Consider the following 26,263-nt stretch of genomic DNA (forward strand, 5'->3'; position numbering starts at 1 on the left):
TAAGGCGCAGCTCATGACGACATCGTCGTGCCGAAGTAGCTGCGCAGCGCCTCCACCACCCGTCGCACCTTCTCCGGGATCTCCCGCTGCGGCGTGATGGCGTGGATCTCCATCGGTGCCACCCGAAAACCGGGCAGCAGTTCGAGCAGACGCCCCTGCGCCAGATCCTCGCCAATTTCTCCCTCCGGTTGCAGCGAGATCCCCTGCCCCGCCAGCGCAAACTGGCGCAAGGGCAACACGTTATTGCAGAGCACCTTGGCCTTGAACCTCACCCTGTGTTCGCCACCCTTTTCATCCTGCAGCAGCAAACCGTTGCCCAGCATGTCGCCGCAGAGCCAGTCGTGGGTGGCCAGATCGGCGGGCATGCGCGGCGTCCCCTTGCGCGCCAGATAGGTGGGAGCGGCGCAGAGCAGCATCCGGGTCTGCCCCAGTTTGCGGGCCACCAGGGTCGAGTCAGGCAAGGTGCCGACCCGCAGCGCCACGTCGATCCGCTCGGCAATCAGATCCCGCTTCTCGTCGTCGGCGATGATGTGAATGGTGAGGCCGGGGTGGGCCTGCAACAGCGGCGAGAGGGCCAGCGCCAGCGGCTGGCCCGCCATCCCCACCGGGGCGGTGATCCGCACTTCCCCGAGCAGGGCGTCGCGCACCTCCGAGAGGCGCAGCTCGGTCTCGCTCAGAGTCTGCTGCAACGCCCGACACCCTTGCCACACCACCTCTCCCGCCTCGGTCAGACTGAGACGACGGGTGGAGCGATGGAGCAGGGGCAGTCCGAGCAGGCTCTCCAGCTGACTGATATGCTGACTGACGGCGGAGGGGGTCATGCCAAGGGATTTGGCCGCCCCTGTCATGCTGCCCGCTTCCACCACGGCGGCGAAGATGGCGTAACGTCTGAGCTGTTCCATTATTAAATCCAGCTTATAAGTGAATGCATTTTTGAGGTGATTATTAAATCATAAATGGCGGCGTAGGATAGCCCCATTCCAACAGTGAAGGAGAGTTCCCCATGAAGATTGCCCTGATCGGTGCCAGTGGTTTTGTCGGTTCAGCCATCCTGAACGAGGCCATCAGCCGCGGCCATCACGTCACCGCCATCGTCCGCGATGTCAGCAAGGTGGCCGCCCATCCGCAGGTCACCGCCGTGGCGGTGGATGCCCAAAACCCGCAGGCATTGGCCGAGGTGCTCAAGGGGCACGATCGGGTGATCAGCGCCTACAACCCGGGCTGGACCACACCGGATATCTACGACCAGTACCTCAAGGGCGCCAACGCGATCGTCGCAGCAGCCAAAGCGGCCAACAGCTGGCTGCTGGTCGTGGGTGGTGCCGGCAGTCTGGAGGTTGCCCCCGGCGTGCAACTGGTGGATACCCCTGAGTTTCCGGCCGAATGGAAACAGGGGGCGCTGGCCGCCCGCGACGGTCTCACCGCCCTGCGTCGTGAAACCACCCTCGACTGGCGCTTTGTCTCTCCCCCGGTGTTCCTCGAACCAGGCGAGAAGCGCGGCGGCTATCGGATTGGTGGCGATCAGGTGCTCTTTAGCGGCGAACAGCCTGCCGGGATCACCGCCGGTGATCTGGCCGATGGCGTGCTGAACGAAGTGGAAAAACCGGCTCACCAGCGCCAGCGCTTTACCCTGGGTTACTGAGAGCCAGCAGGCGGTTAAGGCCAGAATACGCGGTCACTCGCCTGTGCTTTCGGTCAGGTGAAAAACCGCTCAACCAGAAGGGAGGCATCCGCCTCCCTTCTGTTTTGGCCATTTTCTGTTTTGGTCATTTTTGCCGCTGGCAGCTTGCCTCTGGTTATCACTCTCCCCCTCATCGTTGCCCCTTTACCCCGCAATGGCTGCGCAAAAGACCTTCAGCCCATCAGGCGCCGAATTCCATTTCGAATTTTGTGTATAACTAAGAATAATTTGTTGTTTCCGTCTTATAACACCGAACAGTAGCATCCCCTTTATCCCAGATGGCGCCACACTGTCGCGCCATCCCGTTTGCCGCTTATCAGGTCTGCCAACAGCGGATGCAGTGCAAGAGATGGCGCCAGAGATAACGAAAGAGTGAGGAGGTGTACATGGAACATTCACCACTGCCGATCATCGATCTGGCTGCCCTCAACGGGGCGCCCGAGGTACGTCGCCCTATGCTGGCCAGGCTGGCCGCAGCCGCCCGCGACGTCGGCTTTTTCTATCTGACAGGACATGGCCTGAGTGACGCCGAGCAGCGGGAAACCCTGACGCTGGCAGAGCGCTTCTTTGCTCTGCCGGAGCAGGAGAAACTTGCGGTGCAGATGGTCAACAGCCCCCACTTTCGCGGCTACAACCGGGTCGGTGCCGAGCAGACCCGTCAGCGGCCGGATCTGCGAGAGCAGTTCGATATCATGAACGAAGCGCAAGCCCTGCCTGCGGCGCAGATCCGTGAACCCTGGCAGCGGCTGATCGGCCCCAACCAGTGGCCGACCGCCCTGCCCGAGATGAAAGGCCATCTGCTGGCGTGGCAGGAGCGGCTGAGCGATATCACCCTCACCCTGCTGGCCGCTTTTGCCGAGGTGCTGGAGCAACCGGCCAACGTGTTTGACGACAGTATTCGCGGCGCCCCCTACCAACACATGAAGCTGATTCACTACCCAGGGCAAGAGGCGGGTGGCAGCAGTCAGGGGGTCGGCGCCCACAAGGATCCCGGCTACCTGACGCTGGTGATGCAGGACAATCACTCGGGGCTTGAGGTCGAGACGGCCGACGGCTGGATCTCCGCACCGCCCCTGCCGGGAGCGCTGGTGGTCAATATCGGCGAGCTGCTGGAGCTAGCCTCCAACGGCTATCTCAAGGCGACCCTGCATCGGGTGGTAAGCCCGCCGCCCGGCGTCTCGCGCCTCTCCTGCGCCTTCTTTATGGCGGCGCGGCTCGATGCCACCGTGCCACTGCTCAGCCTCTCCCCCGCGCTGGCAGCGCAGGCGCAAGGGCCGGAGAGTGACCCGACCAACCCGCTCTTCTATCAGGTTGGGGAGAACGTGCTGAAAGGGCGGCTGCGCTCCCACCCGGACGTGGCGGCGCGTCACTATGGGCCGTTGGAGCCCGCTCGCTTCCAGCGCACAGAGAGCGAAGCGATACCGGCCTGAGCAGCGCAAAGATTCGCAGGCGGGTATATGCATAAGCCACAAGCCGCATGCACATACCCGCGCTGACAAAAACAACAAGCAACGAACAACAAAACAAGTCATGGCCAGAGCCTGGCCATCACGGAGCAACACGATGAAATTCAAGACCATGAGCGTACACAGTGGCCAGCGGATCGACCCACAGACCGGCGCCCTCACCACCCCGCTCTACCAGAGCAGCACCTTCAGCTACTTCAACGCCCAGGCGGGCAAGGAGCGCTTTGCAGGTCAGGCCCCCGGCTTTATCTATAGCCGCTTTGGCAACCCCACCACCGCCGAGCTGGAGCAGAAACTGGCGGCGCTGGAAGGGGCTGACGAAGCGCTGGTGGTGGCGAGCGGCATGGCGGCGGTGAGCGCCATCATGTATGCGCTTGCCGACAGCGGCGATGAGGTGGCCTATATCGGCCCGCTCTACGGCGGCACCGATGCCTTCCTCAAACAAACCTTCAGCCGCGCCGGTATCAAGGTCACCGCCTACGAGAGTGACCAGGATCTGCTGGCCAACATCCGCCCCGCCACCAAGGTGGTACTGTTCGAAACCCTGACCAACCCCACCCTCAAGGTGGTGGATCCGCGGCTGGTGGTGGAAGCGGCCCGCAAGGTGGGCGCCATCACAGTGTGTGACAACACCTTCCTCACCCCCTACCTGCTGCGTCCGCTGGAGCTCGGGGTCGATGTAGTGATGCACAGCGGCACCAAATATCTGGGTGGCCACGGCGACATCATCGCCGGGGTGGTGGCGGGCTCTCACGCCCTGATGAAATCGATCCGCACCGTGGCCCTCAAGCATATCGGCTCCCCCATCGGCCCGCAGGAGGCATACCTGCTGCAGCGTGGGGTCAAGACCCTGCCGCTGCGGATGGATGCCCACCTGCACAATGCGCAGAAAGTGGCCGAGTTTCTGGCGGCACATCCGGCGGTGAAGAAGGTGATCTACCCGGGGCTTGCCAATCATCCGGGCCACGATGCCCTCGGCGCCTTCGCCAGCGGCTTTGGCGGCATGGTGAGTATTGAACTTGAAGGCGGGTTTGAGCGCTGTGCCACCCTGCTCGACAACCTGCAGCTATTCGTGCAGGCGGTGAGTCTGGGGGACCTCGAGAGTCTGGCCTGCCATCCGGCCAGTACCACCCACGCCGCCATGGACGAGGCGAGCCGCCTCGCCGCCGGGGTCAACGACGACCTCATCCGCTTCAGCATCGGGGTGGAAGATGCGGACGATCTGATCGCCGATCTGGCCGCCGCGCTGGCGCAGATCTAACCGGGAGCACGCATCTCACTTGCCCGCCAAATGGCGGCGAGTGAGATGCCCCAAACACAACAACGGCCCATCAAGGGCCGTTGTTGTTTGTTGCGCTATGGAAAGACGGGATTTACTCCTCCCACACCACCACTTGCGATGAGGGCCAGCGATCCCCGACCTGGGCGTACTTTTGCTCCAGCAGGTGACGCTTGATCTTCATGGTGGGGGTCAGCACGCCGTTTTCGATATTCCAGGGAGTCTTCACTACCAGAATGCCGCGAATTTTGGCATGAGATTCCAGCTGATCGTTGACCCGTACCCGCGCCGCTTCCAGTCTGGCGTTGACCTCCTCCCGATTGCCCTTCATGGCGCTCTCGGCCAGCTGCACCAGCGCAATGGGCTGGGGCATGCCATAACCAATCACGCAGAGCTGTTCGATAATGGGCTCCTGACCCAGCAGCCCCTCGATGGGCACCGGCGCCACATACTTGCCCTTGGCGGTCTTGAACACATCCTTCATCCGGCCGGTGATGGTGAGATAACCCTCCTTGTCCAGCTTGCCCATGTCGCCGGTGTGGAGCCACCCCTCGGCATCGATGGCCTCGGCGCTGTGCTCTGGATCCTTGTAGTAACCCAGCATCATCCCTTCGCAGCGGCAGAGGATCTCCCCCTCGTCGGAGATCTTGATGGTCACCCCAATCCCCGCCTTGCCGACGGTGCCGATCTTGTCGGCGCGGAACGGGTAGTTGATGGTGGAGTAGGCATGGTTCTCGGTCATGCCCCAGGCTTCAGTCACCTTGAGACCGATGCTCAGATACCACTCAAGCAGCGCAGGGGAGACCGGCGCGGAGCCGCAGCCGAGTACCCGGGCCTGATCCAGTCCCAACCCCTTTTGCAGCTTGCGTTTGATAAGGCCGGAGATAAGCGGGATCTTGAGCAGCAACTCCAGTTTGTTCTGGGGCAGCTTCTCGTGGATCTTGATGCGGAACATGGCCCACAGCCGTGGCACCGAGATAAAGACGGTGGGACGGCAGCGTTTGACATCTTCGATAAAGGTGTCGAGAGATTCGGGAAAGGCGATGGTAGCGCCGCCATAGAGACTGCCGCCGTAGATGTAGACCCGCTCGGTAATGTGGGCCAGCGGCAGGTAGGAGAAGCCCCGATCGGCCTGGCTCAGGCTCACCGTCTCCACCAGCTTCTCGCACGACCAGGCGTAACGCTCGACGCTCAGCATCGCCCCTTTCGGCTTGCCGGTGCTGCCAGAGGTGTAGACCAGACTCAGCAGGGAGTCAGGGGCCTGCACCGGGCTGTCAGGGATCGGCTCGTGCGCCTCCAGCAGATCGTCCCACTGGTGGCTGGCCGGCATGGTGTCATAGGGGAAGGCGATGCGCAGCAGATCGGCGGGTACGCCCGCCTCCTGACTCTTCCAGTCATCCAGCTTGCCGACGAAGATCGCCTTGGCCTCGCTATGGCGCAGCACATATTCGATGGTGTCGACGTTGGCAGTCGGGTAGATGGGCACGCTCACATACTGCCCCATCTGCATCGCCAGATCGGCGATAAACCACTGGGCGCAGTTCTTGGAGAGCAGCGCCACCTTGTCACCCGCCACCAGACCAAGGTGACGCAAGGCCGTCACCATCCGCCGCGCTTCATCGGCCACTTCACCCCAGGTGAAATCGACATATTCGCGGTTGATGGTTTGACGCAGGTAGGTTCGATCAGGACACTGCCGCTCCCAGTGATAGAGCATCTCGAGCGGCAGTTTATTGGCAATGCGTGAGGAGGAGGCCATAGTTTAATCCCTGAAACAAAAGGCGAAACTTATTATTAACCTTTCACTAACTTCAGGGGAAGAATAAACTCAAACTTCAGTTTGAATTGTGTATCCGATCAAGCTTCTGCGTCTTGTTGCAAACGACTCCACATCGCCTGCACCAGTTTTTCATCCTCTTCAGAAAGCTCACCTTGCAAGATCGCCTCGTTGAGGCTGCGCAGCACATAGCTCTTGACGTCCCGCACCAGGGTCTTGCCTTCCAGCTCGGCCCGGGCAACGGCCAATGAGATATGACCTCGCAGGTAACCCCCCGCAAACAGCTCATCGTCGGTCGCGGTGGCAACCATGCTGTCGATCAGTCCCAACAACTTGTGCTCAAAATCGTGAATCGTCATGTAACGCAGCCTCATTTGCGGCAAAAAATTCGGGGGTATGGAACCGCAATCCGGTTGATTGCAGCTCTCTGGCGCCAGGCCAGCAGCGTCCTTGGCGTCCTATTCCGGGTTGGCCACCGGGTAGATGACCTGATCCTTGTATCCCGTGGTTATTCGCAGATAACCACGCAACGCCCGGTTTAATTGCGGATCATCGGTGTCCACCAGCAGCGGCCTGCCCGCAAGGGCGGCAAGCTTGGCTTTGGTTGCCAGCACCTGGATATTCTCCAGCCCGACACACCGAATCACCTCAGGACTCAATTGCTGATTTCCGCGCCCGAACAGATGTCCCTGTCCGCCTATCAGGGTAATGATCAGTCGGCAGCGACGGCCGCGGATCCGGGTCAGGATCTCGGCGGCGCTGAGATCCTGCCCGATAAGTCGGCCATTTTCCACCAGATCCACACCGAGCAAAGTATTTTCCAGACCGAGCTCTGCCATACAGGCTGCTACCGTGCTGCCGGAGCCCATCAGATAGAGGGTATCGGGCTCCATCTGCTCCACCACACCGGCGGCGAGATCCGCCAGCACCAGCTCTTCGGACTCCTTGCCCCCCTGCTTGACCGCTTGTACGTAACGCAGATCGCCGGGCACCTTCAGCTGGCCGTAGTGGCGGGCCCGCACCTTGCCCGCGCGAAACGCCTCCTCGTCGATGTCGCGCACCTCGGCATCGATCAGGCTGAGCAGTTCCCCTGCGATCATCCGCGCTACCACCCGCCCGCTGGCAGCGGGCGTCACCCCGTAGACGCCGGAGTGGATCTTGCACCCCGCCGGAATGCCGAGCACATGGCAAGACTCCCCCACCGCGGCGCAGATATCCCGCGCCGTGCCATCGCCACCGGCAAACAGCAGCAGATCGACCCCGGCTTCGCGCATCAGCCCGGCGGCGTGGCGGGTATCATCGGCCGAGGTGCTCTCCCCGACCGGTTGATAGATGACCCGACAGGGCAACCCCAGCTCGCGGGCCACCGCCTCCCCCATCTCTCCCGCCACCGTCAGCAGTTCAAACGGGACGCTGAGCTCGCACAGTGGCAACAAGGCTTGCCGCGCCCGCTCCTGCGCCTTGGGCACAGCGCCACGGGCCAGCGCCTCGGCCACTACACCGTCACTGCCCTTGAGCCCCACTGCGCCGCCAATCCCGGCGACCGGATTAATGATGAACCCTAATCGAAACATGCCTGCCTCCCTTGCGATGGCCACCATTTTTATCTTTTCCCCCCTCTGGGACAAGCAGTGGCGCCCCTGCTAGAATGCGCTGCTTCAATTTTCCAACCAATTTTCAACCAAGGTTCAATCATGCTGGAATGGGTTCTTGATCCCTCTGCCTGGGTCGCACTCGCCACCCTTACCCTGCTCGAGATCGTGCTGGGCATCGACAACATCATCTTTATCTCCATCCTGGTAGGTCGCCTGCCGGAGGCGCAGCGTCAAAAAGCGCGCATTCTGGGTCTGGGGCTCGCCATGGGTACCCGGATCCTGCTGCTGCTCTCGCTGGCCTGGGTGATGCGCCTCACCGATCCGCTCTTCACCGTGCTGGGTGAAGCCATCTCCGGCCGCGACCTGATCCTGCTGCTGGGGGGCCTGTTCCTCATCGGCAAGAGTGCCCACGAGATCCACGTCACCCTGGAAGGGGCGGCCGAGCCGGAGAGCGTCAGCAAAGCGGCCTCGGGCTTTATCAGCACCCTGATCCAGATCGCCATCCTCGATATCGTGTTCAGCCTCGACTCGGTGATCACCGCGGTCGGCATGGCCGATCACGTGCCGGTGATGGTGCTGGCCATCATGATTGCCGTCTTCATCATGATGTTTGCCGCCAAATCCATCGGTGATTTCGTCGACAGCCACCCCACCATCAAGATGCTGGCCCTCTCCTTCCTCACCCTGGTGGGTTTCGCCCTGATGGCCGAGGGGATGGATCTGCATATTCCGAAGGGCTACATCTACTTCGCCATGGCCTTCTCGCTGGTGGTGGAGATGATCAACATCCGCCTGCGCAGCCATCACGACAATAACGGGCAAAATAGCGCGCAGTAACCCTGCCCCACATGCCCTCGCGACCCCAGCTGTCGCGATCAAAAAGAGCGCCGATCGGGCGCTCTTTTTTATGGGTAACGAAACGATGAAAGGGTTATTGATCGCTGATGACGATGGCAACCCGGCGGTTGGCGGCCCGGCCCTCTCTGGTCTTGTTATCCGCCAGCGGCATGGTCTCGCCACGGCCATGGATCTCCAGATTGGCTGGCTTCATGCCGACCGAGACCAGCACATCGGCCACCGACTGGGCCCGCTTCAGGGAGAGCTGCTGGTTGTAGCTGCTCTCGCCGGTATTATCGGTGTGGCCATCCACCCGCGCCTTGTCCAACCCTACGCCAAGCAGTGTTTTACCCAGTTTTTCAACGGATTGGCGAGTCTGGGGATTGAGCGCCCCCACGTTGTTGGCAAACAGCACCCGGTTGGCCAGATCCAGCGTCCACCCCTCATCGGTCAGATAAAAGCCCTGCTCCTTGAGCACGGCGATCTGCTCCGGGGTCAACCCCTTGGGCGCGCTCTGGCAACCGGCCAGCAGCGACAACATCAACCCCAGCAGGGTCACTTTCAACAGGTGGGTGATCTTCATGGTTTGCTCCTTGTTTATGTTGTTATTCTTGCCAGTCAGGCGATGGTTTGCTGTTCGCTGCGGCGCGCCCGTTTCGCCAGATACATGGCTGCATCAGCCTGATCACACAGCACGCTGGCACTCATGCCCGCCTGATAGACGGCAAAGCCGACACTCACCTCGGCCACCAGCTGACGACCGTCACGCAGCGCCACCGGTTCGCTCATCGCCTGCTGGATGCGGCCAATCACCTCTTCCACCTCATGCTGTCGCTGGAGTGGGCCAACCAGCACCGCAAACTCGTCACCACCGAGGCGAAACACCAGATCATCCGGACGCAGCTGATGTTGCACCCGTCTTGAGAGCGCGATCAGCACATCGTCACCGGCGTTGTGCCCCAGCGTGTCATTAATTTGCTTGAAACGATCACAGTCGAGATAGAGCAGCGCAAACCCCTCTTGCTCGCCGAGGGAGATGGCCTGCGCGAGCCGCGCTTCAAACAGGGCGCGATTGGGCAGTCCGGTGAGGGCATCGTGAGTCGCCTGATGGAGCAGGCTGGCATTTTCGCGGGCCTGCTGGGCCTGCCAGGCTTGCAGCTCGTCCAGCAGGGAGTTGAAGTCATCCCCCAGCTCGTTAATCTCGACGATATCGGCCGGTGGCGCCCGCATCCCCAGGGTGCGTTGTCGACGTACCGAGTGGGCGACAAGTGCCAGTTTGCGCAGCGGTGCGGTGATGGAGACCTGCATCCGGTCAGCCACATAGAGAGCCACCATGGCGCTCAGCATCAGGCAAACAACCATCACCAGCAGCGCCGAGAGCAAAAACAGCAACAGATATTCACCGTGGCCGCGCAGCTCGATGGTGGCGATCGGCTCACCACCCCGCAGCATGGGGAGTTTGACAGGCCCCGGCATCAGCAGTTGGGCCAGATAGTCTTCGAGCGTCACCAGCGGGTTGCTTCTGGGGCGCTCCCAACTGGCGAGCTGCTGACCATTGGTCAGTACGATAGTGGCTTCGGCCACCTCTTCCTTGGCAACGATACCACTGAGCGCCTCGCTCGCCGCCTCCTCATCATGGAACACCACCGCCGCCTCGGCGCTGTAGCTGATGGCGCGGGCTACCAGCTCCAGATTGTGGTCGGCGTAAAAACGCACTACCAGCAGGGCCACCAGTGTAAAAAAGAGTCCCGCCACGCTGACGGCTGTGATGGCGGCCACCAGATGGGTTCGCCCCAGGCTCTGACGCAGGGTCAGACGGCGGGGAGCCGCGCTCACCTGTCGTCTCATGGAACCCCCTTGTCGGCATGGGCCAGCTTGAGCACGGCGGGATGCACCCGCACGCCGCTCAGGGCCAGGGCATCGAGGTTCACTTTAAACCGCACTCGCACGCTGTCCGGCGAGGTCTGCAGGCAGAACACCGAGCTGGTGGAACAGTCGTGGTTGTATTCGCTGATGCTGAGCACTGGGTGCCCCTGCAGGCGGGCAAACAGCGCAATCCGGGTCGGCTCGTCGAGCACCCCCAGATAGAGTACATCGCAGTGATCGCTGATGGCCGGATCGCTCGCCTCGTAACGATGGACCTGCACGGTACGGCCATTGGCCTGACGATCGATGGTAAAGAGGGCGCCGGCATATTCGGTCGGCGCCGCCACGCACATGCGCAGCACCGCAGGCTCGGTGGGCCAGCGGGTGTAACTCATGATATCGAGCACCAGCTCCCTGACCGCCGTCGCCCGGCTCTCTGCGGCCGTTTCCGCCAGCGCGCGGGGCAACAGCAAGCCAAACGCAACCAACAGGAGCGCCAGACGGGCAGTTAAACGGGGGGAAAAGAGTAACAGCATGATCGGGAGGTAGTCGCCTTGACAATACCGCTGCTATGGCATTGCGGTTCGGGTACATGAACCCAGATAGTAAGTTGGCTGACACTGGCCTGACAAGTCTCACCCCGCCATCATCTACCGAGTTCGTGTAAAGAAAACGGAGAGCCCGTCTGGTAACGGGCTCTCTGGTGGCAGGCAGCAAGGCGGAAATCACTTCTTGCTGATGCCGTATTCCCGCAGCTTGTTGGCGATGGCGGTATGCGACACGCCCAGGCGTTTGGCCAGCTGGCGCGTCGATGGGAAGGCGGGATAGAGCCGGGCCAGCAGCTGGCTCTCGAAGCGCTTCACCGCATCGTCGAGATTCCCCTCAAACCACTCGTCGATCAGCGGCATGGTATCGGCCGCCACCGGCAGATCGATCTGCTCGGGCCCCAGCTCATCCCCTTCCAGCAGGGTCATGGCACGGTAGAGACAGTTGCGCAGCTGACGCACGTTGCCCGGCCAGCGGTAGGCGGTCAGGTAGTCGGCCATGTTGCGGGTAAAGCGCGGACGGGGTCGCTGCAACTCGCTGGCAAAGCGGGAGACAAACTGCTGGGCCAGCACCATGATGTCTGCCTTGCGCTCGCGCAGGGGGGGCAGCGCCAGACTCAGCACGTTGAGGCGATAGTAGAGATCCTCGCGGAAGCTTCCTTCGTGCACCAGATCCAGCAACTGCTTCTGGGTGGTGCAGATGAAACGCACGTTGACCTTCACCTCCTGCTCGTCACCGACCCGGCGGAATACCCCATCCTGCAACACCCGCAAAAACTTGGTCTGCAGATGGGGAGACATGTCGCCGATCTCGTCCAGCATCAGGGTGCCGCCGCTCGCCAGCTCCAGCACGCCGCGCTTGCCCTCGGTGTTGTTGCCAAAGGCGCCGGGGGCATAACCAAACAGCTCGCTCTCGGCCACGTTATCGGGCATGGCGGCGCAGTTGAGGGCCATAAAGGGGTGGCTGGAGCGCAGGCTGGCCCCGTGACAGGCGCGGGCCAGCAGCTCCTTGCCGGTGCCGGTCTCGCCGACGATCAGCAGCGGCGCATCCTGCATCGCCAGTTTGCGCGCTTGCGACAGCACCTCTTTCATCTTGGGGCTCTCGGCCTGCAGATGCTCGAAGCCCCCCACTTCCACCGCATGAAGCGCGCTGAAGTGCAGGCCGACCCGACGGGCAGATTTGAGCACCACCACGGCCCCGGCCAGCGCCTGCTTGCCGCGGGCTTCTGCCACGAACAGCGGCATCAGATCCGCCAGATACTCTTCGCCATTGAAACTGAGCTTGCAGGTCTGCGGCTTGATCTCGCTCGCCTCCAGCCAGCGGGTGAAGGAGAACCCCTTGACCAGCGAACCGAGCGCCACGCCGCGCACCTCCTCCACCGGCAAACCGAGGGTGGTGAGGGCCGACTGGTTGGCCTGGGTCACCTTGCCCTTGCTGTCGAGGGAGAAAACCAGATCCGGCAGCGCCTTGAGCAGCGCCTCGATCTCGTGGTGCTCTCGCTCGGAAGGCATGTAGGGGATGGTCTTGACGTCGTAGACGCCGGGAATGCGGCGGATCTCCGGCATCAAATGCTGAAAATCACTGAACTCCAGCTCGGGAAAGTTGAGATAGATGATGCCTGAGGTATCGATTTCGATGCCGCGCAGATCGATATTGTGCTCCACCAGGCGGTCGAGCAGTTCCCGGGTCAGGCCCAGGCGGTCTTCACAGCTGACTTCAAGACGCATTCGGGACACACTTCCTAGCTAACTCTATGAATGAGCGGATAATACAGTCTCGATCCCCCCAGTGCGAGCGCCAGCCCATAAAAATGCGGGCCCGCCCCGCTTTCGCAGGCAGGCCCGGGTCAACCGATGACGCTGGTGTGGGGGGCGATTACCGGAGCAACTGATCGGTGCGCGCAGCCATGATGAAGTCGTTGCGGTGTAATCCGCCGATCTTGTGGGTCCACCAGCTGACGGTCACCTTGCCCCACTCGGTCAGGATGGCCGGATGATGGAACTCCGCTTCCGCCAGCTCCCCCAGGCGGTTGGTAAAGGCCAGCGCCTCCTTGAAGTTGCGAAACCTAAATTCCCGCCGCAGTTGCAGCGCCCCCTCCTCCACCAGCGGCTGCCAGTCGGGAATAAGCTGCATCAACTCGCGCAGCTCCTCATCGCTCACCTTGGGGGCATCGGCGCGACACGCTTCACACTGCTGGCTGGCCAGTTCGGACATGGGTTACTCCTGCTTGAATTAATGAAAATGAAATAGGGTTGTTTGCTTTTGGTCAGCTCGCCTGTTTGCCAGCGGGAACCTCAAAGCGCGGCGGATAGAGGCCAAGCCGACTGGCCTCGGCCAGAGCAGCCATGATCTCATCCCCGGTCAGCTGGTAGAGATGATCGAGACTCGGCAGCACAAAATAGGTGGGCTGCATGATGTCGATGCGATAGGGGGTGCGCAGCACAGTCAGTAGATCGAAGGGTTGCAGCAGCGGCTTGCCGGAAAGGGCATAGGCGGTCTCGCCAATGGAGGAGAGAATGCCGCCACCGTAGATACGCAGCCCGTCCGGCGTCGCCAAGAGGCCAAACTCCACGGTGAACCAGTAGAGCCGCGCCAGAAAAACTCGCTGCTCCTTGCTCGCCTGCTGCCCCAACTGACCGTAGAGGTGGGTGAAGTGGGCAAAGGCCGGATTAGTCAACATGGCGCAGTGGCCGAAGATCTCGTGAAAGATATCCGGCTCTTGCAGGTAGTCGAGCTCGTCCCTGCGCCGGATAAAGGTCGCTACCGGAAACTGGCGATTGGCCAGCAGGGCGAAGAAGCGATCGAACGAGATAAGTGCAGGTACTGCCGCCACCGACCAGCCGGTCGCAGGCTGCAAGACGGCGTTGATCTCGGCCAGCTGGGGGATGCGATCACGGGGCAGCCCCAGCCTGTCGAGACCGGCCAGATACTCGTTACACCCCTTGCCAGCAAGAGCGGCGAACTGACGTTCGATCAGGATCTGCCAGGTGCCATGCTCTTCGTTGCTGTAGTGGATCACCCCGTCAGCATCCGGCTGGTGGGCGGTGTAGAAGGTTGCCATAGCGGTTCCATCCTCTGGCGCCACATCAGGCGCCTTGCCGTTTCATCACGGCTTCAATGTAACGAAATGGCAACAAAAAAAGCAGCCGACCCATGAGTCGGCTGCCTGAAACAGTTGTAAATAAATTGTGACAACCCGCTAACCAATCCCCACTACAGCTTGACCATGATATGGCGCGGCACAGTGTAATCCTCCAGCGCATAGAGGGAGAGATCCTTGCCGTAGCCCGACATCTTCATGCCGCCGTGGGGCATCTCGGAGGTGAGCATGAAGTGGGTGTTGATCCAGGTGCAGCCATATTGCAAGTGGCTGGCCACCTTGCTGGCGAGGCTCAGATCCTTGGTCCAGACCGACGAGGCGAGGCCATAGTCCGAGTCGTTGGCCCACTGCACCACCTGCTCGGCGTCGTTGAAACGGGTCACCGACACCACGGGGCCAAACACCTCGCGGCGCACGATCTCATCCTCCTGCCGGGCCCCGACAATCAGGGTCGGCTCGAAGAAGAAGCCGTTGCCTGGGCGGATCTTGCCCCCCGCCGTCACCTCCACATGACCGCTGCTCTGGGCCCGCTCGACAAAGCTGGCGACCCGGTTGCGCTGTCTGTCCGAGATGAGCGGCCCCATCTCCACCCCCTCCTCGTACTGGCTTCCCACCTTGATGGAGGCCACCGCATCGGTCATGGCGGCGACGAACTTGTCGTAGATCTTGCCCTGGGCATAGATACGGCAGGCGGCGGTGCAGTCCTGGCCTGCGTTGTAGAAACCGAAGGTGCGAATGCCTGCCACCACCGCCTCCAGATCCGCATCGTCGAAGATGATGACCGGCGCCTTGCCTCCTAGCTCAAGGTGGGTGCGCTTCATGGTGCGGGCGGCACTCTGCAGGATCTTCTGGCCGGTGGCGATATCGCCGGTGAGCGACACCATCCGCACCAGCGGGTGCTCCACCAGCGGCGCCCCCACGCTCTCACCTCGCCCGCAGATGACGTTGATGACACCACGGGGGAAGATCTCGCTGGCCAGCTCGGCAAGGCGCAAGGCGGTGAGCGGGGTCTGCTCGGAGGGTTTGAGCACCACCGTATTGCCTGCCGCCAGCACCGGCGCCATCTTCCAGGCCGCCATCATCAGCGGATAGTTCCAGGGGGCGATACTGCCCACCACCCCGATGGGATCGCGGCGGATCATGCTGGTGTGCCCCTCGAGATACTCCCCCGCCAGCGGCCCTTGCAGGCAGCGGGCCGCCCCGGCAAAGAAGCGGAAGCAGTCCACCACCGCGGGCAGCTCGTCGTTGAGCACTGCCAGATAGGGTTTGCCGCAGTTGAGGGATTCGAGCGCCGCAAACTCCTCGGCGTGGCGTTCGACGAGATCCGCCAGACGCAGCAGCAGGTTGCTGCGGCTTGCCGGGGTGGTGCGGCTCCACTGGGCGAAGGCGCGCTGGGCACCGTTCACCGCCCGGTTCACCTGTTCGAACGAGGCTTCGGGCACGGCGGCGATCTGTTCGCCGTTGGCCGGGTTGAGAATGGGTTCGGCCTGCCCCTCGCCGGTCACAAACTGGCCATCAATCAAGAGTTGGGTAGAGAGTTTCATGGTTGCATCCTTGCGCACGCGTTGAGTCATCATTTGCCACTGCCAGCGACATCATGGGTGTCGCGAGTGAGGTAGTAGGCAAGCAAAATAGGGATAGTGGTGAAGGCCACTATGATGAGGGCCACCACGTTGGTGACCGGCCTGTCTCGGGGGCGGATCAGCTCCTGATACATCCAGATGGGCAGGGTGGTCTGCTGGCCCGCCGTAAAGGTAGTGACGATCACTTCGTCAAAACTCAGGGCAAAGGCCAGCATGCCCCCCGCCAGCAGCGCCGTGGCCAGATTGGGCAGGATCACGTAGCGCAGGGTCTGGAAGCCGTCTGCCCCGAGATCCATCGACGCCTCGATGAGGCTCTGGTTGGTGCGGCGAAAACGGGCCAGCGCATTGTTGTAGACCACCACCACACAGAAGGTGGCGTGGCCGATAACGATGGTCCAGAAGCTGAACGGGATCTCCATCAGGCCGTAGGCCGAGCGCAGCGCGATACCGGTGACAATGCCGGGCAGCGCGATGGGCAGCACCAGCAACAGCGACACCACCTCCTGACCGAAGAAGCGGCTGCGGGCAATGGCCCCTGCTGCCAAGGTGCCGAGGATCATGGCCGCCAGTGTCGCCAGCCCTGCGACCTCCAGTGACAGCTGGATGGCACGCCACACATCGGGGCGATTGAGGGTTACCTCGAACCACTTGAGAGTGAGTCCGGGGGGCGGAAACTGGTAACTCTTGCTCTCGCTGGTGAAGGCGTAGAGGAAGATAAACAGAATGGGAAAGTGCAGGAACAAGAGCCCGCCGATGGCGGCGTACTTGAGCAGGCCCGAAGGGCGCTGTCCCTGACTGATCACTGGGCTAGCTGACATGACGGCCTCCTTGCTGCCGGTTCAGAGCGAGATGGTCAAAGCGCATCAAAAGCCCCCAGTCGTTTCGCAATCGCCAGATAGATGGCGATGATAAGGATCGGCACCAGCGAGAAGGCGGCGGCAAAGGGCAAGTTGCCCGCCGTCCCCTGCTGCATGTAGACCACCTGACCGATATACATGGTCGAGTTGCCAATGATGCCGGGGATGATGTAATCACCGAGGGTCAGCGAGAAGGTGAAGATGGAGCCCGCCACCACACCGGGCAACGCCAGCGGCAGGATCAGGTTGCGAAAGGTCTGGGCGGGTGTCGCCCCCAGATCGCTGCTCGCCTCCAAGAGGGATCGCGGTATACGCTCCACCGCCGCCTGAATGGGCAGGATCATGAAGGGCAGCCAGACATAGACGAACACGATAAAGGTGCCGAGCCGCGAAAAAGAGAGCGACGGCCCCCCGATGACCGGCAGGGAGAGGATGGCATCGAGCAGCCACTCCAGCCCCATGCTGTCCGCCAGCCAGCTTACTACCCCCTCCTTGGCCAAGATCAGCTTCCAGGCGTAGACCCGCACCAGATAGCTGGACCAGAGCGGCAGCATGATCCCCACATAGAACAGCGCCCGGGTCTTGCCACTGGTGTAGCGTGCCATGTAGTAGGCAACCGGAAAACCGAGCAAGGCGCAGGCCAGGGTCACCAGCAGCGACATGCCGACGGTGCGGCCGATCACATCCAGATTCTCCGGCCGTAGCAGGGCGACGAAGTTTTGCAGCCCCAGCTCGTGGCGCACCTGACCGCTGAACTCGTCCAGCCCGAACAGAGAGTTGGAGAGCAGCATCAGCAAGGAGCCGACATAGATGATGCCGAGCCACAGCAGCGGCGGCCCCAGCAGGATCGCCAGCAGCAGGCCGGGCCGACCATAGAGCAGGGTCGAGAGGCGCCGCAGCGGCCTGAAACGGGCAGGTTCGGGCTGATGGTTCATGGCAAGACTCGCACTGTGAGGGGCACTCATGGCTGCGCCCCCTGATGGGCGCCGCTCAGGCGATGGATGGCCTGCTCCGGCCAGCTGAGGCTGACCCTGCTGCCACGGGCCAGACGGGCCTGCCCCTCATTGGGGTGGTTGACGATGATCTCGAGCTGCTCCCCGAGATCAACCCGATAACGGACGAAGGGACCCAGATACTCCACCTCGCGGATCTCCCCCGACCAGCCCGGCGTGCCCGCCTCAGCGAGCCGGATCCGCTCCGGGCGCACCATCATCTGGCTGCCGTCACCGCACAGCCGTCTGGCCTGCTCCCCTTCGAACAGATTGACGGTGCCAACGAAGCGGGCCACAAACGGCGTCGCCGGAGCGTCGTAGATGGTATCGGGCGCAGCGATCTGCTCGATCTTGCCCTGACTGAAGATGCAGATCCGGTCGCTCATGGAGAGCGCCTCCTGCTGATCGTGGGTGACGAAGATAAAGGTGATGCCCAGCTGGCGTTGCAGCGCCTTGAGCTCAAGCTGCATCTGCTCGCGCAGTTTGAGATCGAGGGCCCCCAGCGGCTCATCCAGCAGCAGGATGCGTGGCTGGTTGATAAGCGCCCGGGCGATGGCGATGCGCTGGCGCTGGCCGCCGGAGAGCTGGCTCGGGCGGCGCTTGCCGACCCCGGGCAGTCGCACCAGCTCCAGCATCTCGTCCACCTTGCGGTAACGCTCCGCCTTGGCGACCCCCTTGAGCATCAGGCCATAGCCGATGTTGTCGCGCACATCCATGTTGGGAAACAGGGCATAGTCCTGAAACACGGTGTTGAGGTTGCGATCATAGGGCGGCACGGTGGAGCAGGGCTCGCCAAACAGCCGGATCTCCCCCTCGCTCGGGTACTCGAAGCCCGCGATCATCCGCAGGCAAGTGGTCTTGCCGGAACCGCTCGGCCCCAGCAGGGTAAAGAATTCCCCGGAGGGGATCTGGAAAGAGATGTCGTCGACCGCCTTCACCTCGCCATAGTGGCGGCTGACCCGGTCAAATTGTACGGCGTTCATGGGGCATCCTTGTCTGTACTGGGATGGGCCGGACTCCTGTCCGGCCCGCTTGATTATCCGCTCTCGGCAGTCGTGCAGAGTCGGAGCGCCTTAGCGACCACCCAGAATGGCGATATAGTCGGAAACCCAGCGGTAATAGGGCACGCAAGTTCCCTGGCTCTTGCACTGGGAGACCGGAGTGCGCCAGAAGCGAACCCGATCGAAGTTGTCGATACCGTTGGTTTTGCACCCGGTCGGGCCCAGCAGGGCATTGCCCTCACAGGCGGCAGGTACCACAGGCACCGAGCCAAACCAGGCGGCGAGATCCCCCTGCAGCTTGTTGCTCAGGGAGTGCTCCAGCCACTTGTAAGCGCAGGTGAGGTTCTTGGCATCGCTGTGCACCATGCTGGTATCGGCCCAACCGGTCACTCCCTCTTTCGGCACAGTGGTGGCGATGGGTTGCTTGTCGGCAATCAGGGCATTGGCCTGGAACGGCCAGGAGCCTGACGCGACCACCCCTTCGTTCTTGAAGTCATCGATTTGAACGAAAGCATCATGCCAGTAGCGTCCCACCAGCTGGCGCTGCTTGCGCAGCAGATCGAGGGAGGCCTTGTACTGATCCTCGTTCAGCTCGTAAGGATCCTTGATGCCCAGCGCGGGCTGATGGGTCATTAGATAGAGGGCGGCATCGGCGATGTGGATCGGGCCGTCAAAGGCCTGCACCCGCCCCTTGTTGGACTTACCATCCGCCAGGGTCTGCTCCTCGAATACCACGTTCCAGGAGTCCGGTGCCTTGGGGAACACCTTGGTGTTGTACATCAGGATATTGCCGCCCCACTGGTAGGGCACGCCGTAGTGCTTGCCATCCACTGTGTGCCAGGGGGCATTTTGCAGCCGGGGATCAATCTTGCTGTAGCTCGGGATGAGTGCCAGATTGAGCGCCTGCACCTTGCCACCGGCAATCAGACGCAGACTGGCATCGCCGGAGGCGGTCACCAGATCGAAGCCCCCCTCGTTCATCAACGCCACCATCTCGTCCGAGGTGGCCGCCGTCTTGACGCTCACCTTGCAGCCGGTCTCTTTCTCGAATCCGGTCACCCAGTCGTAGTTCTTGTCGGTCTCGCCACGCTCAACGTAGCCAGCCCAGGCCACGATATTGAGCTGGCCTTCACCCTTGCCGAGCTCGGTCGGGGCAGCCTGGGTCTGGCCTGCCAGCAGCGCCGGCACAAGAGCCAGCATCAGAGGGGTCAATTTCATCATGCACTCCTTGCATTGTGTTGACTTGCATCAGGTGAAGGAACGCCACCATGGGCGTTAACATCCTGTTAACCAGCAATGAGCTTAGGGGAGTGGCAATACGATGAATATTTCAATTTTTGGTGGCTCAGGTATCAGCTAAATCGATATCGAGTGCAGATGAATCTGATTTTTGGTGGCTACCCCGCAAGAGATGGCTAGCGAGGGAGCGCCTGACGGGCCCGCAACCGGCTCTGATCCCGTGCGATATCGATAAATTCCCGCGCCGTCCAATCCAGCCGAGAACCACGGCGCCACACCAGACCGATATCGATGGCGGGAATGGGCTCCTTGATGGGGCGCGCCTCGACCCGCTCCTGTTCCAGCGACCAGGGGCGATAGGCAAAATCGGGCAACAGGGCGACCCCGAGCTGGCTCGCCACCAGACTGCGCACCGCCTCCACCGACGCGGTGCGCAGTACGATACGGGGGGAGATGCCGTAGCGGCGCAGGCCGCCACCGATGATCTGATCGAGCTGATCGGCGGTCAGCGAGATCATCGACTCCTCCCCCAGCGCGGTGAGCGAGAGGGTCGACTCGGCACAGAGCGGGTGGTTGGCGGCCAGCCAGAGCCGCAGCGGCGAGCGGGTCAGCAATTCGGTATCAAACGCCTCTTGCCGGATGGTGCGGTTGGTCATCAGGATCCCCACATCCACCTCGCCGTTGACGATCTGGTGCTCCAGAAAAGGCTGTTCATCCTCCTTCACCTCAATCTGTACCGCCGGAAAGGCGCGGCGAAAACGGCCGAGCGCCTCTGAGAGGTAGTAACCCGCCACCAAGGTGGTCACGCCGATGGTGAGTCGCCCCTGATCCTGCTGGGCTACTGCTTTGAGGGAGTGGCTCGCCTCGGTCATGGCGCCGAGAATGCGGCGGGCGTGGAGCAAAAACTGGTGGCCCTGGGTGGTGAGGGTGACGCCGCGCGGATTGCGCTCGAATAGCGGTGCGCCGAGCTCGGTCTCCAGCTCGCGAATGGCGCTGGTAACCGCCGACTGAGAGATATGAAGCTCGGCGGCGGCACGGCTCACTGAAAAGCTGTCGGCCACGGCCACAAAATAACGGATCTGGCGAAAGGTAAAGTTCATCGGGCATCCTTGCCGATTGGTACTATTGGTGCGATTGGTAAGATTGACTGCCAGCTTAACCGTAAACGGGCGTCTCGCCAAAACCGGGCACTGCTGCCAACTCAATGATCTGCCGATTAAAACCATGCCCCTGCGGCTTGGCGAGCACGACAGGGGCATGGGTCATCGCAGCAAGGTGCAGACAGGGCTATCAGGATTTGTTGAGATACCCCGCCAGCTGGCCGATCAGCCGCTTGCGCAGCTCGCCGAGTTTGGGTTTCTCGTCCGCACACCAGGGCAGCGGGCGGCACGCCTCTATAGTACGCAGGCCAAGGCGAGCGGTGAGCAGCCCGGCCCCCACCCCTTGCGCCGCGCGGGCAGAGAGCTTGGCGGCGAACTCGGCGCCCAGCAAGTCCATCCCCACCTCGGTCACCAGCTCGGTGGCACCGGCGTAGAGCATGTTGCGAAACACCTGACGGATGAGGCGTATGCGGCTCCAGTAGCCGAGCTCGATGGCATAGACATCGGCGATATCCTCGATCATCCGCAGGTTGCGCCACAACATCAGCATCATGTCGACGGTGGCGAGCGGGCTTAGCGCCACCAGCACCGCGGCCTCCCCCGACCATTTGGCCACCCGCGCCTGCGCCAGTTTGTCGCGCTCGCCGAGCACCAGCTGGCTATAGAGGGTCAGCACCTCCCGATCGCTGTGGCTCTCGTCGAGCTGGGCCAGCCAGGTTTGATACCCTTCGCGCCCCTTGTCGCCACTTTTGACCGCCAACCCTTCGCAAAAGGCCTGCCCCTGCCCGACTCCCTGATGAGCAAGCAGATCTTCTGCTCGCGAGCGCACATCCTGACGCCGCTTGAGGGTGCTCAGCCGCAGCCACTCGCGCCCCACCACGCTGGCTGTCCCCGCCGCCACCAGCGCCGAGGCCGCCAGCCAGGCGCTGCCCCAGAGCGGGGTGGTGAGGAATTGATCGTAAAGAAAGGCGCCATACTGGCCCAACGAGAGCAGACCGACCGCCCCCAGCCCCCACGCCAGCAGCCGATGACGGCGACGCGGTTTGATGACGAGGGCGCTCTCCACCTCGGTGAACTCGTCCAGCTCGTCGAGGCGCTCGAAACTCGCCTCCTCCAGCCGCTGGGCCGGTGCGGGCGGTCGCTCGTCACTGGCCACCGTCATGGCAGGCTCAAGGATCACCTTGCCCTGCAGTGGTGGCCGCTCTTTTATCTGATCGTTCATCGCATTGTTCTCCTGTGCGCAGCCTTCGGCTCAGGTGCCAAGACCGCACACCGTTATTCGAGGTGATCCCCGAGCAGAAACTCCAGCGCCGCATCAAGCCGGATATGGGGCAACGCCTGATGGGCGCTCATGGGCATGGGGCGAAACGCCTGAAAATCAAAGCCCTGACTGTTCCACCACTGCACAGGCGGAATATGGGGCGGCACCTCCCCGGGGAATAGCAGCAGCGGCTCACCGTTCAGGCTGGTGCCACGGATGGCGGGGAACTCGCGGCCATTGGCCACCCCCTTGCCCACCTCGGTCGCCTTGATGGCGGCGAGCGCCAGACACTCGGTGGTGATCCCCTCAAAACGGGCCTGACCACGGCCGCTGCGCACCAGATGCTGCAGCAGCGAGACCATGGGGGCATGCTGTTCGGGGGTGACGTGATCGGCCTTGCTCGCCACAAACAGCAGCTTGTCGATACGGGGCGAGAAGAGTCGCCGCCACCAGTTGCTCTTGCCGTAGGCAAAGCTCTCCATGATGCGGGCGATGGCCTGCTGCATGTCGCCAAAGCTGGCCGCCCCGGCGTTGAGAGGCTGCAGGCAATCCACCAGCACGATCTGGCGATCAAAGCCGGCAAAGTGCTGCTCATAAAAACCCTGCACCAGATGCTGTTTGTACTGCTCGAAGCGCTGCCTGAGGGTGGCGTAGAGGGTGCCATCAGCGGGCTCGCTGTCAGGCATCTCCCACACCCAGGGGACAAATTGCAGCATGGGGGCACCGGCATACTCCCCCGGCAACACGAAGCGACCGGGTTGAATAAGGTGCAATCCCAACTCCTGTTTGCAGGCATGCAGATAGGCGGTGTAGCGCTCGGCAAGCTCAGCCACCGGCCGCTCTTCGAAGCGCTGATCGACCTGCCACCCGGGTGTCAGCCAGCTGGCGGCAAGTGCCTGCAGCTCTGGGCGACGAAGCTGCTCGCGCACCTGTTCGCTCCACTGCTCGTAACTCATCTCAAGGAGCGGCAAGTCGAGCAGCCACTCCCCGGGGTAGTCCACCAGATCCACGTAGAGGGTGGAGATCTCCCCCAGATGCTTGCGCAGAGGATGACGGGTGCGATAGCGGATTTCGAGGCGCACCTCGGCCACGCCGCGGGTGGGCTCGGGCCAGGCAGGTGGATCGCCAAACAGGGAGTCGAGACCACGCTCGTAGGCAAAGGTGGGGATGTGGGCATTGAGCTGCGGCACCCGGCGGGCGCCGAGGATGCGCCCTTGACGCAGGGCATCCCACAACGGCAAACGGCCGTCGATGGCCGCGTGCTCCAGCTGGTTGACCAGCGCCGTGATAAAGGCGGTTTTGCCGCTGCGAGAGAGGCCGGTCACCGCCAGCCGAATATGGCGATCCCGCACCCGGTTCACCACGTCGTTCGCCTTGTGTTGCAGGCGAGTCAACTTCTGTTCCAGTTTATTGAGTATCAAGGCTTGACCCGTTCTCCCTTGGTGGTTGCATCTGGATAGCTGGTGTCGATGGTGGCGCATCACGGGAGGCGCCGCCATCGACATGGGGGCTTCAGCAAGAACTACAGCTTGCGAAACTCCCGCTGCAGGGTGAACTCCCTGGAGGTCACCAGCTTCTCGATCCGCTGAACTCTGGGCTCCAGCGCGTCAAGTTCCTGCGCGATGCGGCCCAGCGCCTGATGAGGGGTGATCCCCGCCTGCCAGCTGCGCGCCTTCATCCGCACCTCGGCAAAGTCGGCATCCTCTTGCGAATAGAGGGTGACCGGCTTTTTGTCGAGCAAGAACCAGGCAGCGATATAGGCGGTGAAGGTAATGAAACCGGCGAAGATAAGGCCACTGATGGCGAGCAGCCGCACGATCCAGGTCTCCACCCCGAAATACTCTGCCAAACCGGCACAGATCCCGGCTATCTTGCCACGCTGGGGATCGCGATAGAGGTTACGCCCTTCACGACTGACACTGCTCATACCTTGTTCCTCCAACCGGGTACTTCCGCATCCAGAATCGACTCCAGCGCGCCAACTCGCTCCTGCATCTTCTCGGTGCGAGCCAGCAGCCCTTGCAGCTGTTCCCGCTCGCTATCGGCAAGACCGGCGCCAATCCGCCCCTTGGCACGATAGTGCAGCACCAGCCAGATGGGAGCCACCACCACCATGAAGACCACCATGGGAACCATCAATACGCCCAGCAGATCTTCCATCTGTTACTCCCCCTGTTTGCCTTCGCTTTTGCTGTCGCCCTGACCCAGCTTCTGGCGCATCGCCTCCAGCTCTTTGCTTATCTGATCGTCCACTTCCAGCTCGGCAAACTGCTGCGCCAGCGCCTTGTCGGACTGACCCAGATCGGCGCGCGCTTCCATTTCGTCGATGCGACGCTCCATCCGCTCAAACTTGCTCACCACCGCCTGGCTCTCGCCACGGGCTACCTGGCTCTGCACATTGAGACGGCTGCTGGCCGCTTCGGTGCGAATGGCCATCGCCTTTTGACGGGCGCGGGCATCTTCCAGCTTGGCTTCGAGCTGGCGGATCTCCTCACCCAGCTTCTCGATGCCGCTGTCGACCGCCTGCTGCTCGCGGTAGAGGGTCTCTGACAACTCGGTCTGTTTCTTCTTCTCGATAAGGGCGGCGCGGGCCAGATCTTCACGTCCCTTGGTCAGGGCCAGCTCGGCCTTGGCTTGCCACTCGTCGACCCGCTCCTGATGACGGGCGACCTGACGACCAATCTCTTTCTGGCTGGCGAGGAAGCGGGCCAGATTGGAACGCTCCTTGACCAGCTCGTCCTCCATCTCCTGGATGATCAGGCGCACCATCTTCTGGGGATCTTCTGCCTTGTCGAGCAGGGCCGTCAGGTTGGAATTGATGATGTCGGCCAGACGGGAAAAAATACTCATGATTGCACTCCTGTTATTGGCATGGCGTTGTTTCTCCATTGACAATGGCAACTTGTGTGCCAATCTGGAACAAAATTTAACTTGTTGATTTATATGGGGCAGAATAGCCAGATTGCAAGATGCCTCGCGCAAGTGATGATTAAAATCACCAACTTTTGGTAAGATTGACCAGCTTTTACAACTGACAGGGATCACTATGACCACGGCCACGGAAAGCCTGCTGGGGGAATCCAACGCATTTCTCGAGATCATTGAGCAGGCCTCACGGCTCGCCCCGCTGCGCAAACCCGTGCTGATCATCGGTGAGCGGGGGACGGGCAAGGAGCTGATCGCCCACCGCCTACATTATCTCTCGGCGCGCTGGGATCAAAGCTTTGTCACCATCAACTGCGCCACCCTGAGCGAGAGCCTGCTGGAGACCGAGCTGTTCGGTCACGAGGCGGGGTCGTTTACCGGTGCAGCCAAGCGCCACCAAGGCCGCTTCGAGCGGGCCGATGGCGGCACCCTGTTCCTTGACGAGCTGGCCACCACCAGCGCCCGGGTGCAGGAGAAGCTGCTGCGAGTCATCGAGTATGGCGAGTTCGAGCGGGTGGGTGGGGCCAAGCCCCTCAAGGTGGATGTGCGACTGGTCTGCGCCACCAACGAGGATCTCCCTGCGTTGGCCGACAAGGGGCAGTTTCGCCACGATCTGCTCGACCGGCTCGCGTTTGATGTGATCACCCTCCCCCCCTTGCGGGAGCGGCGGGAAGATATCCTGATGCTGGCGGAGCACTTCGCCCACAGCATGACCCGGGAGCTGGGCTATCCGCTGTTTGCCGGTTTCTCGCGCAAGGCGACCCAGTTGCTGCTGGATTACCACTGGCCGGGCAATGTGAGAGAGCTGAAGAACGTGGTGGAGCGCAGTATCTATCGTCAGGGTAATCCCCAGCTGCCGCTCTCGACCCTGGTGCTCAACCCGTTTGATTCCCCCTGGCGACCACAGGTCACGCAACCTGCGCAAGAGGCACGAAGCGAGGTACAATCTGCATCCCCCCTCGCCTTGCCGCTCGATCTCAAGCAGGCGGTGGCGGAGTACGAGATTAATTTACTCAAGCAAGCGATGCAGCAATCCCAGTATAATCAGCGCAAAGCCGCTCAACTGCTGGCCTTAAGCTATCACCAGTTCCGTGGCATGCTACGCAAATATCAGCTGCTGGATGGCGATAACGATGCAGAACAAGAGTGAAGGAGCGC

26 protein-coding genes are annotated in these 26,263 nt (G+C 62.0%); 5 read left to right on the forward strand and 21 right to left on the reverse strand.

The annotated features are described in order from the left end of the window. Positions 1 to 11 precede the first annotated feature (11 nt). Complete coding sequence (locus OKC31_RS16875) at positions 12 to 902, reverse strand: LysR family transcriptional regulator (protein WP_270657290.1); 891 nt, start codon at positions 900 to 902, stop codon at positions 12 to 14. Positions 903 to 1,003: 101 nt separating this feature from the next. On the opposite strand from OKC31_RS16875, the gene OKC31_RS16880 reads away from it, so the two are divergent. From OKC31_RS16880 to OKC31_RS16890, 3 genes are all read left to right on the forward strand, one after another. After that, positions 1,004 to 1,642 carry an NAD(P)-dependent oxidoreductase gene (locus OKC31_RS16880; protein WP_021231373.1) on the forward strand — a complete coding sequence of 213 codons (639 nt, stop codon included), beginning with the start codon at positions 1,004 to 1,006 and terminating at the stop codon, positions 1,640 to 1,642. Between the two features lie 425 nt (positions 1,643 to 2,067). Continuing rightward, the gene (locus tag OKC31_RS16885) at positions 2,068 to 3,111 is read left to right on the forward strand and encodes an isopenicillin N synthase family dioxygenase (RefSeq protein ID WP_270657292.1); all 1,044 of its coding nucleotides are present in this window, start codon (positions 2,068 to 2,070) and stop codon (positions 3,109 to 3,111) included. Between the two features lie 133 nt (positions 3,112 to 3,244). Further along, the gene (locus tag OKC31_RS16890; RefSeq protein WP_270657293.1) at positions 3,245 to 4,408 is read left to right on the forward strand and encodes a trans-sulfuration enzyme family protein; all 1,164 of its coding nucleotides are present in this window, start codon (positions 3,245 to 3,247) and stop codon (positions 4,406 to 4,408) included. A gap of 112 nt (positions 4,409 to 4,520) precedes the next feature. Here the strand turns inward: OKC31_RS16890 and OKC31_RS16895 are convergent, their stop codons facing one another. The 3 genes from OKC31_RS16895 to OKC31_RS16905 form a co-directional block, all read right to left on the reverse strand. Continuing rightward, positions 4,521 to 6,185 (reverse strand): AMP-binding protein, encoded by a 1,665-nt coding sequence (locus tag OKC31_RS16895; RefSeq protein ID WP_013723648.1) that lies wholly within the window; start codon positions 6,183 to 6,185, stop codon positions 4,521 to 4,523. Between the two features lie 98 nt (positions 6,186 to 6,283). Then, the gene (locus tag OKC31_RS16900; RefSeq protein WP_005333639.1) at positions 6,284 to 6,562 is read right to left on the reverse strand and encodes a YfcL family protein; all 279 of its coding nucleotides are present in this window, start codon (positions 6,560 to 6,562) and stop codon (positions 6,284 to 6,286) included. 99 nt (positions 6,563 to 6,661) lie between these two features. Next, positions 6,662 to 7,777 carry an ATP-NAD kinase family protein gene (locus OKC31_RS16905; protein ID WP_270657294.1) on the reverse strand — a complete coding sequence of 372 codons (1,116 nt, stop codon included), beginning with the start codon at positions 7,775 to 7,777 and terminating at the stop codon, positions 6,662 to 6,664. 120 nt (positions 7,778 to 7,897) lie between these two features. On the opposite strand from OKC31_RS16905, the gene OKC31_RS16910 reads away from it, so the two are divergent. Then, positions 7,898 to 8,635 (forward strand): TerC family protein, encoded by a 738-nt coding sequence (locus tag OKC31_RS16910; protein WP_005333641.1) that lies wholly within the window; start codon positions 7,898 to 7,900, stop codon positions 8,633 to 8,635. A gap of 94 nt (positions 8,636 to 8,729) precedes the next feature. On the opposite strand, the gene OKC31_RS16915 is transcribed toward OKC31_RS16910, so the two are convergent. The 17 genes from OKC31_RS16915 to pspA form a co-directional block, all read right to left on the reverse strand. Then, entirely contained in the window at positions 8,730 to 9,218 is a 489-nt protein-coding gene (locus OKC31_RS16915; RefSeq protein WP_005333642.1) for an OmpA family protein, read from the reverse strand. Between the two features lie 35 nt (positions 9,219 to 9,253). Next, entirely contained in the window at positions 9,254 to 10,483 is a 1,230-nt protein-coding gene (locus tag OKC31_RS16920; RefSeq protein WP_270657295.1) for a diguanylate cyclase domain-containing protein, read from the reverse strand. Next, entirely contained in the window at positions 10,480 to 11,037 is a 558-nt protein-coding gene (locus tag OKC31_RS16925) for a YfiR family protein (protein ID WP_005333646.1), read from the reverse strand. The genes OKC31_RS16920 and OKC31_RS16925 overlap by 4 nt, the downstream gene beginning before the upstream one ends. Before the next feature lie 189 nt (positions 11,038 to 11,226). After that, positions 11,227 to 12,774, reverse strand: coding sequence for a transcriptional regulator TyrR (gene tyrR, locus OKC31_RS16930; protein ID WP_107684923.1), 1,548 nt, complete (start codon positions 12,772 to 12,774; stop codon positions 11,227 to 11,229). A gap of 148 nt (positions 12,775 to 12,922) precedes the next feature. Next, complete coding sequence (locus OKC31_RS16935) at positions 12,923 to 13,261, reverse strand: 4a-hydroxytetrahydrobiopterin dehydratase (RefSeq protein ID WP_042083349.1); 339 nt, start codon at positions 13,259 to 13,261, stop codon at positions 12,923 to 12,925. Positions 13,262 to 13,313: 52 nt separating this feature from the next. Then, positions 13,314 to 14,108 carry a phenylalanine 4-monooxygenase gene (gene phhA / locus OKC31_RS16940; protein WP_236357939.1) on the reverse strand — a complete coding sequence of 265 codons (795 nt, stop codon included), beginning with the start codon at positions 14,106 to 14,108 and terminating at the stop codon, positions 13,314 to 13,316. Positions 14,109 to 14,260: 152 nt separating this feature from the next. Further along, positions 14,261 to 15,691, reverse strand: coding sequence for a gamma-aminobutyraldehyde dehydrogenase (locus OKC31_RS16945; protein WP_040069353.1), 1,431 nt, complete (start codon positions 15,689 to 15,691; stop codon positions 14,261 to 14,263). Between the two features lie 29 nt (positions 15,692 to 15,720). Next, the gene (locus OKC31_RS16950) at positions 15,721 to 16,548 is read right to left on the reverse strand and encodes an ABC transporter permease (RefSeq protein ID WP_270657298.1); all 828 of its coding nucleotides are present in this window, start codon (positions 16,546 to 16,548) and stop codon (positions 15,721 to 15,723) included. 35 nt (positions 16,549 to 16,583) lie between these two features. After that, positions 16,584 to 17,552, reverse strand: coding sequence for an ABC transporter permease (locus OKC31_RS16955; protein WP_005346227.1), 969 nt, complete (start codon positions 17,550 to 17,552; stop codon positions 16,584 to 16,586). Further along, positions 17,549 to 18,562 carry an ABC transporter ATP-binding protein gene (locus OKC31_RS16960; protein ID WP_005361169.1) on the reverse strand — a complete coding sequence of 338 codons (1,014 nt, stop codon included), beginning with the start codon at positions 18,560 to 18,562 and terminating at the stop codon, positions 17,549 to 17,551. Before OKC31_RS16960 ends, OKC31_RS16955 begins: the two co-directional genes overlap by 4 nt. 90 nt (positions 18,563 to 18,652) lie before the next feature. Further along, positions 18,653 to 19,798 carry an ABC transporter substrate-binding protein gene (locus OKC31_RS16965; protein WP_019444922.1) on the reverse strand — a complete coding sequence of 382 codons (1,146 nt, stop codon included), beginning with the start codon at positions 19,796 to 19,798 and terminating at the stop codon, positions 18,653 to 18,655. Between the two features lie 197 nt (positions 19,799 to 19,995). After that, on the reverse strand, positions 19,996 to 20,919 hold the full coding sequence (locus OKC31_RS16970; RefSeq protein WP_019444923.1) for a LysR family transcriptional regulator: 924 nt from the start codon (positions 20,917 to 20,919) through the stop codon (positions 19,996 to 19,998). Positions 20,920 to 21,109: 190 nt separating this feature from the next. Continuing rightward, positions 21,110 to 22,141, reverse strand: coding sequence for a YcjF family protein (locus tag OKC31_RS16975; protein WP_270657299.1), 1,032 nt, complete (start codon positions 22,139 to 22,141; stop codon positions 21,110 to 21,112). Between the two features lie 53 nt (positions 22,142 to 22,194). Beyond that, the gene (locus OKC31_RS16980) at positions 22,195 to 23,601 is read right to left on the reverse strand and encodes a YcjX family protein (RefSeq protein WP_270657301.1); all 1,407 of its coding nucleotides are present in this window, start codon (positions 23,599 to 23,601) and stop codon (positions 22,195 to 22,197) included. Between the two features lie 101 nt (positions 23,602 to 23,702). Continuing rightward, positions 23,703 to 24,107: an envelope stress response membrane protein PspC gene (pspC, locus tag OKC31_RS16985; protein WP_005333670.1), complete on the reverse strand. Its 405-nt coding sequence runs from the start codon at positions 24,105 to 24,107 to the stop codon at positions 23,703 to 23,705. Then, entirely contained in the window at positions 24,104 to 24,340 is a 237-nt protein-coding gene (gene pspB / locus OKC31_RS16990) for an envelope stress response membrane protein PspB (protein WP_005333672.1), read from the reverse strand. The genes pspC and pspB overlap by 4 nt, the downstream gene beginning before the upstream one ends. A 3-nt stretch (positions 24,341 to 24,343) precedes the next feature. Then, complete coding sequence (gene pspA, locus OKC31_RS16995) at positions 24,344 to 25,030, reverse strand: phage shock protein PspA (RefSeq protein WP_064341193.1); 687 nt, start codon at positions 25,028 to 25,030, stop codon at positions 24,344 to 24,346. Positions 25,031 to 25,226: 196 nt separating this feature from the next. On the opposite strand from pspA, the gene pspF reads away from it, so the two are divergent. Next, entirely contained in the window at positions 25,227 to 26,255 is a 1,029-nt protein-coding gene (gene pspF / locus OKC31_RS17000) for a phage shock protein operon transcriptional activator (protein WP_005333674.1), read from the forward strand. Positions 26,256 to 26,263 lie beyond the last annotated feature (8 nt).

It is taken from the genome of Aeromonas sp. Y293-4 (assembly GCF_027705905.1).
GTDB classification, from domain to species: Bacteria; Pseudomonadota; Gammaproteobacteria; order Enterobacterales; family Aeromonadaceae; genus Aeromonas; species Aeromonas veronii.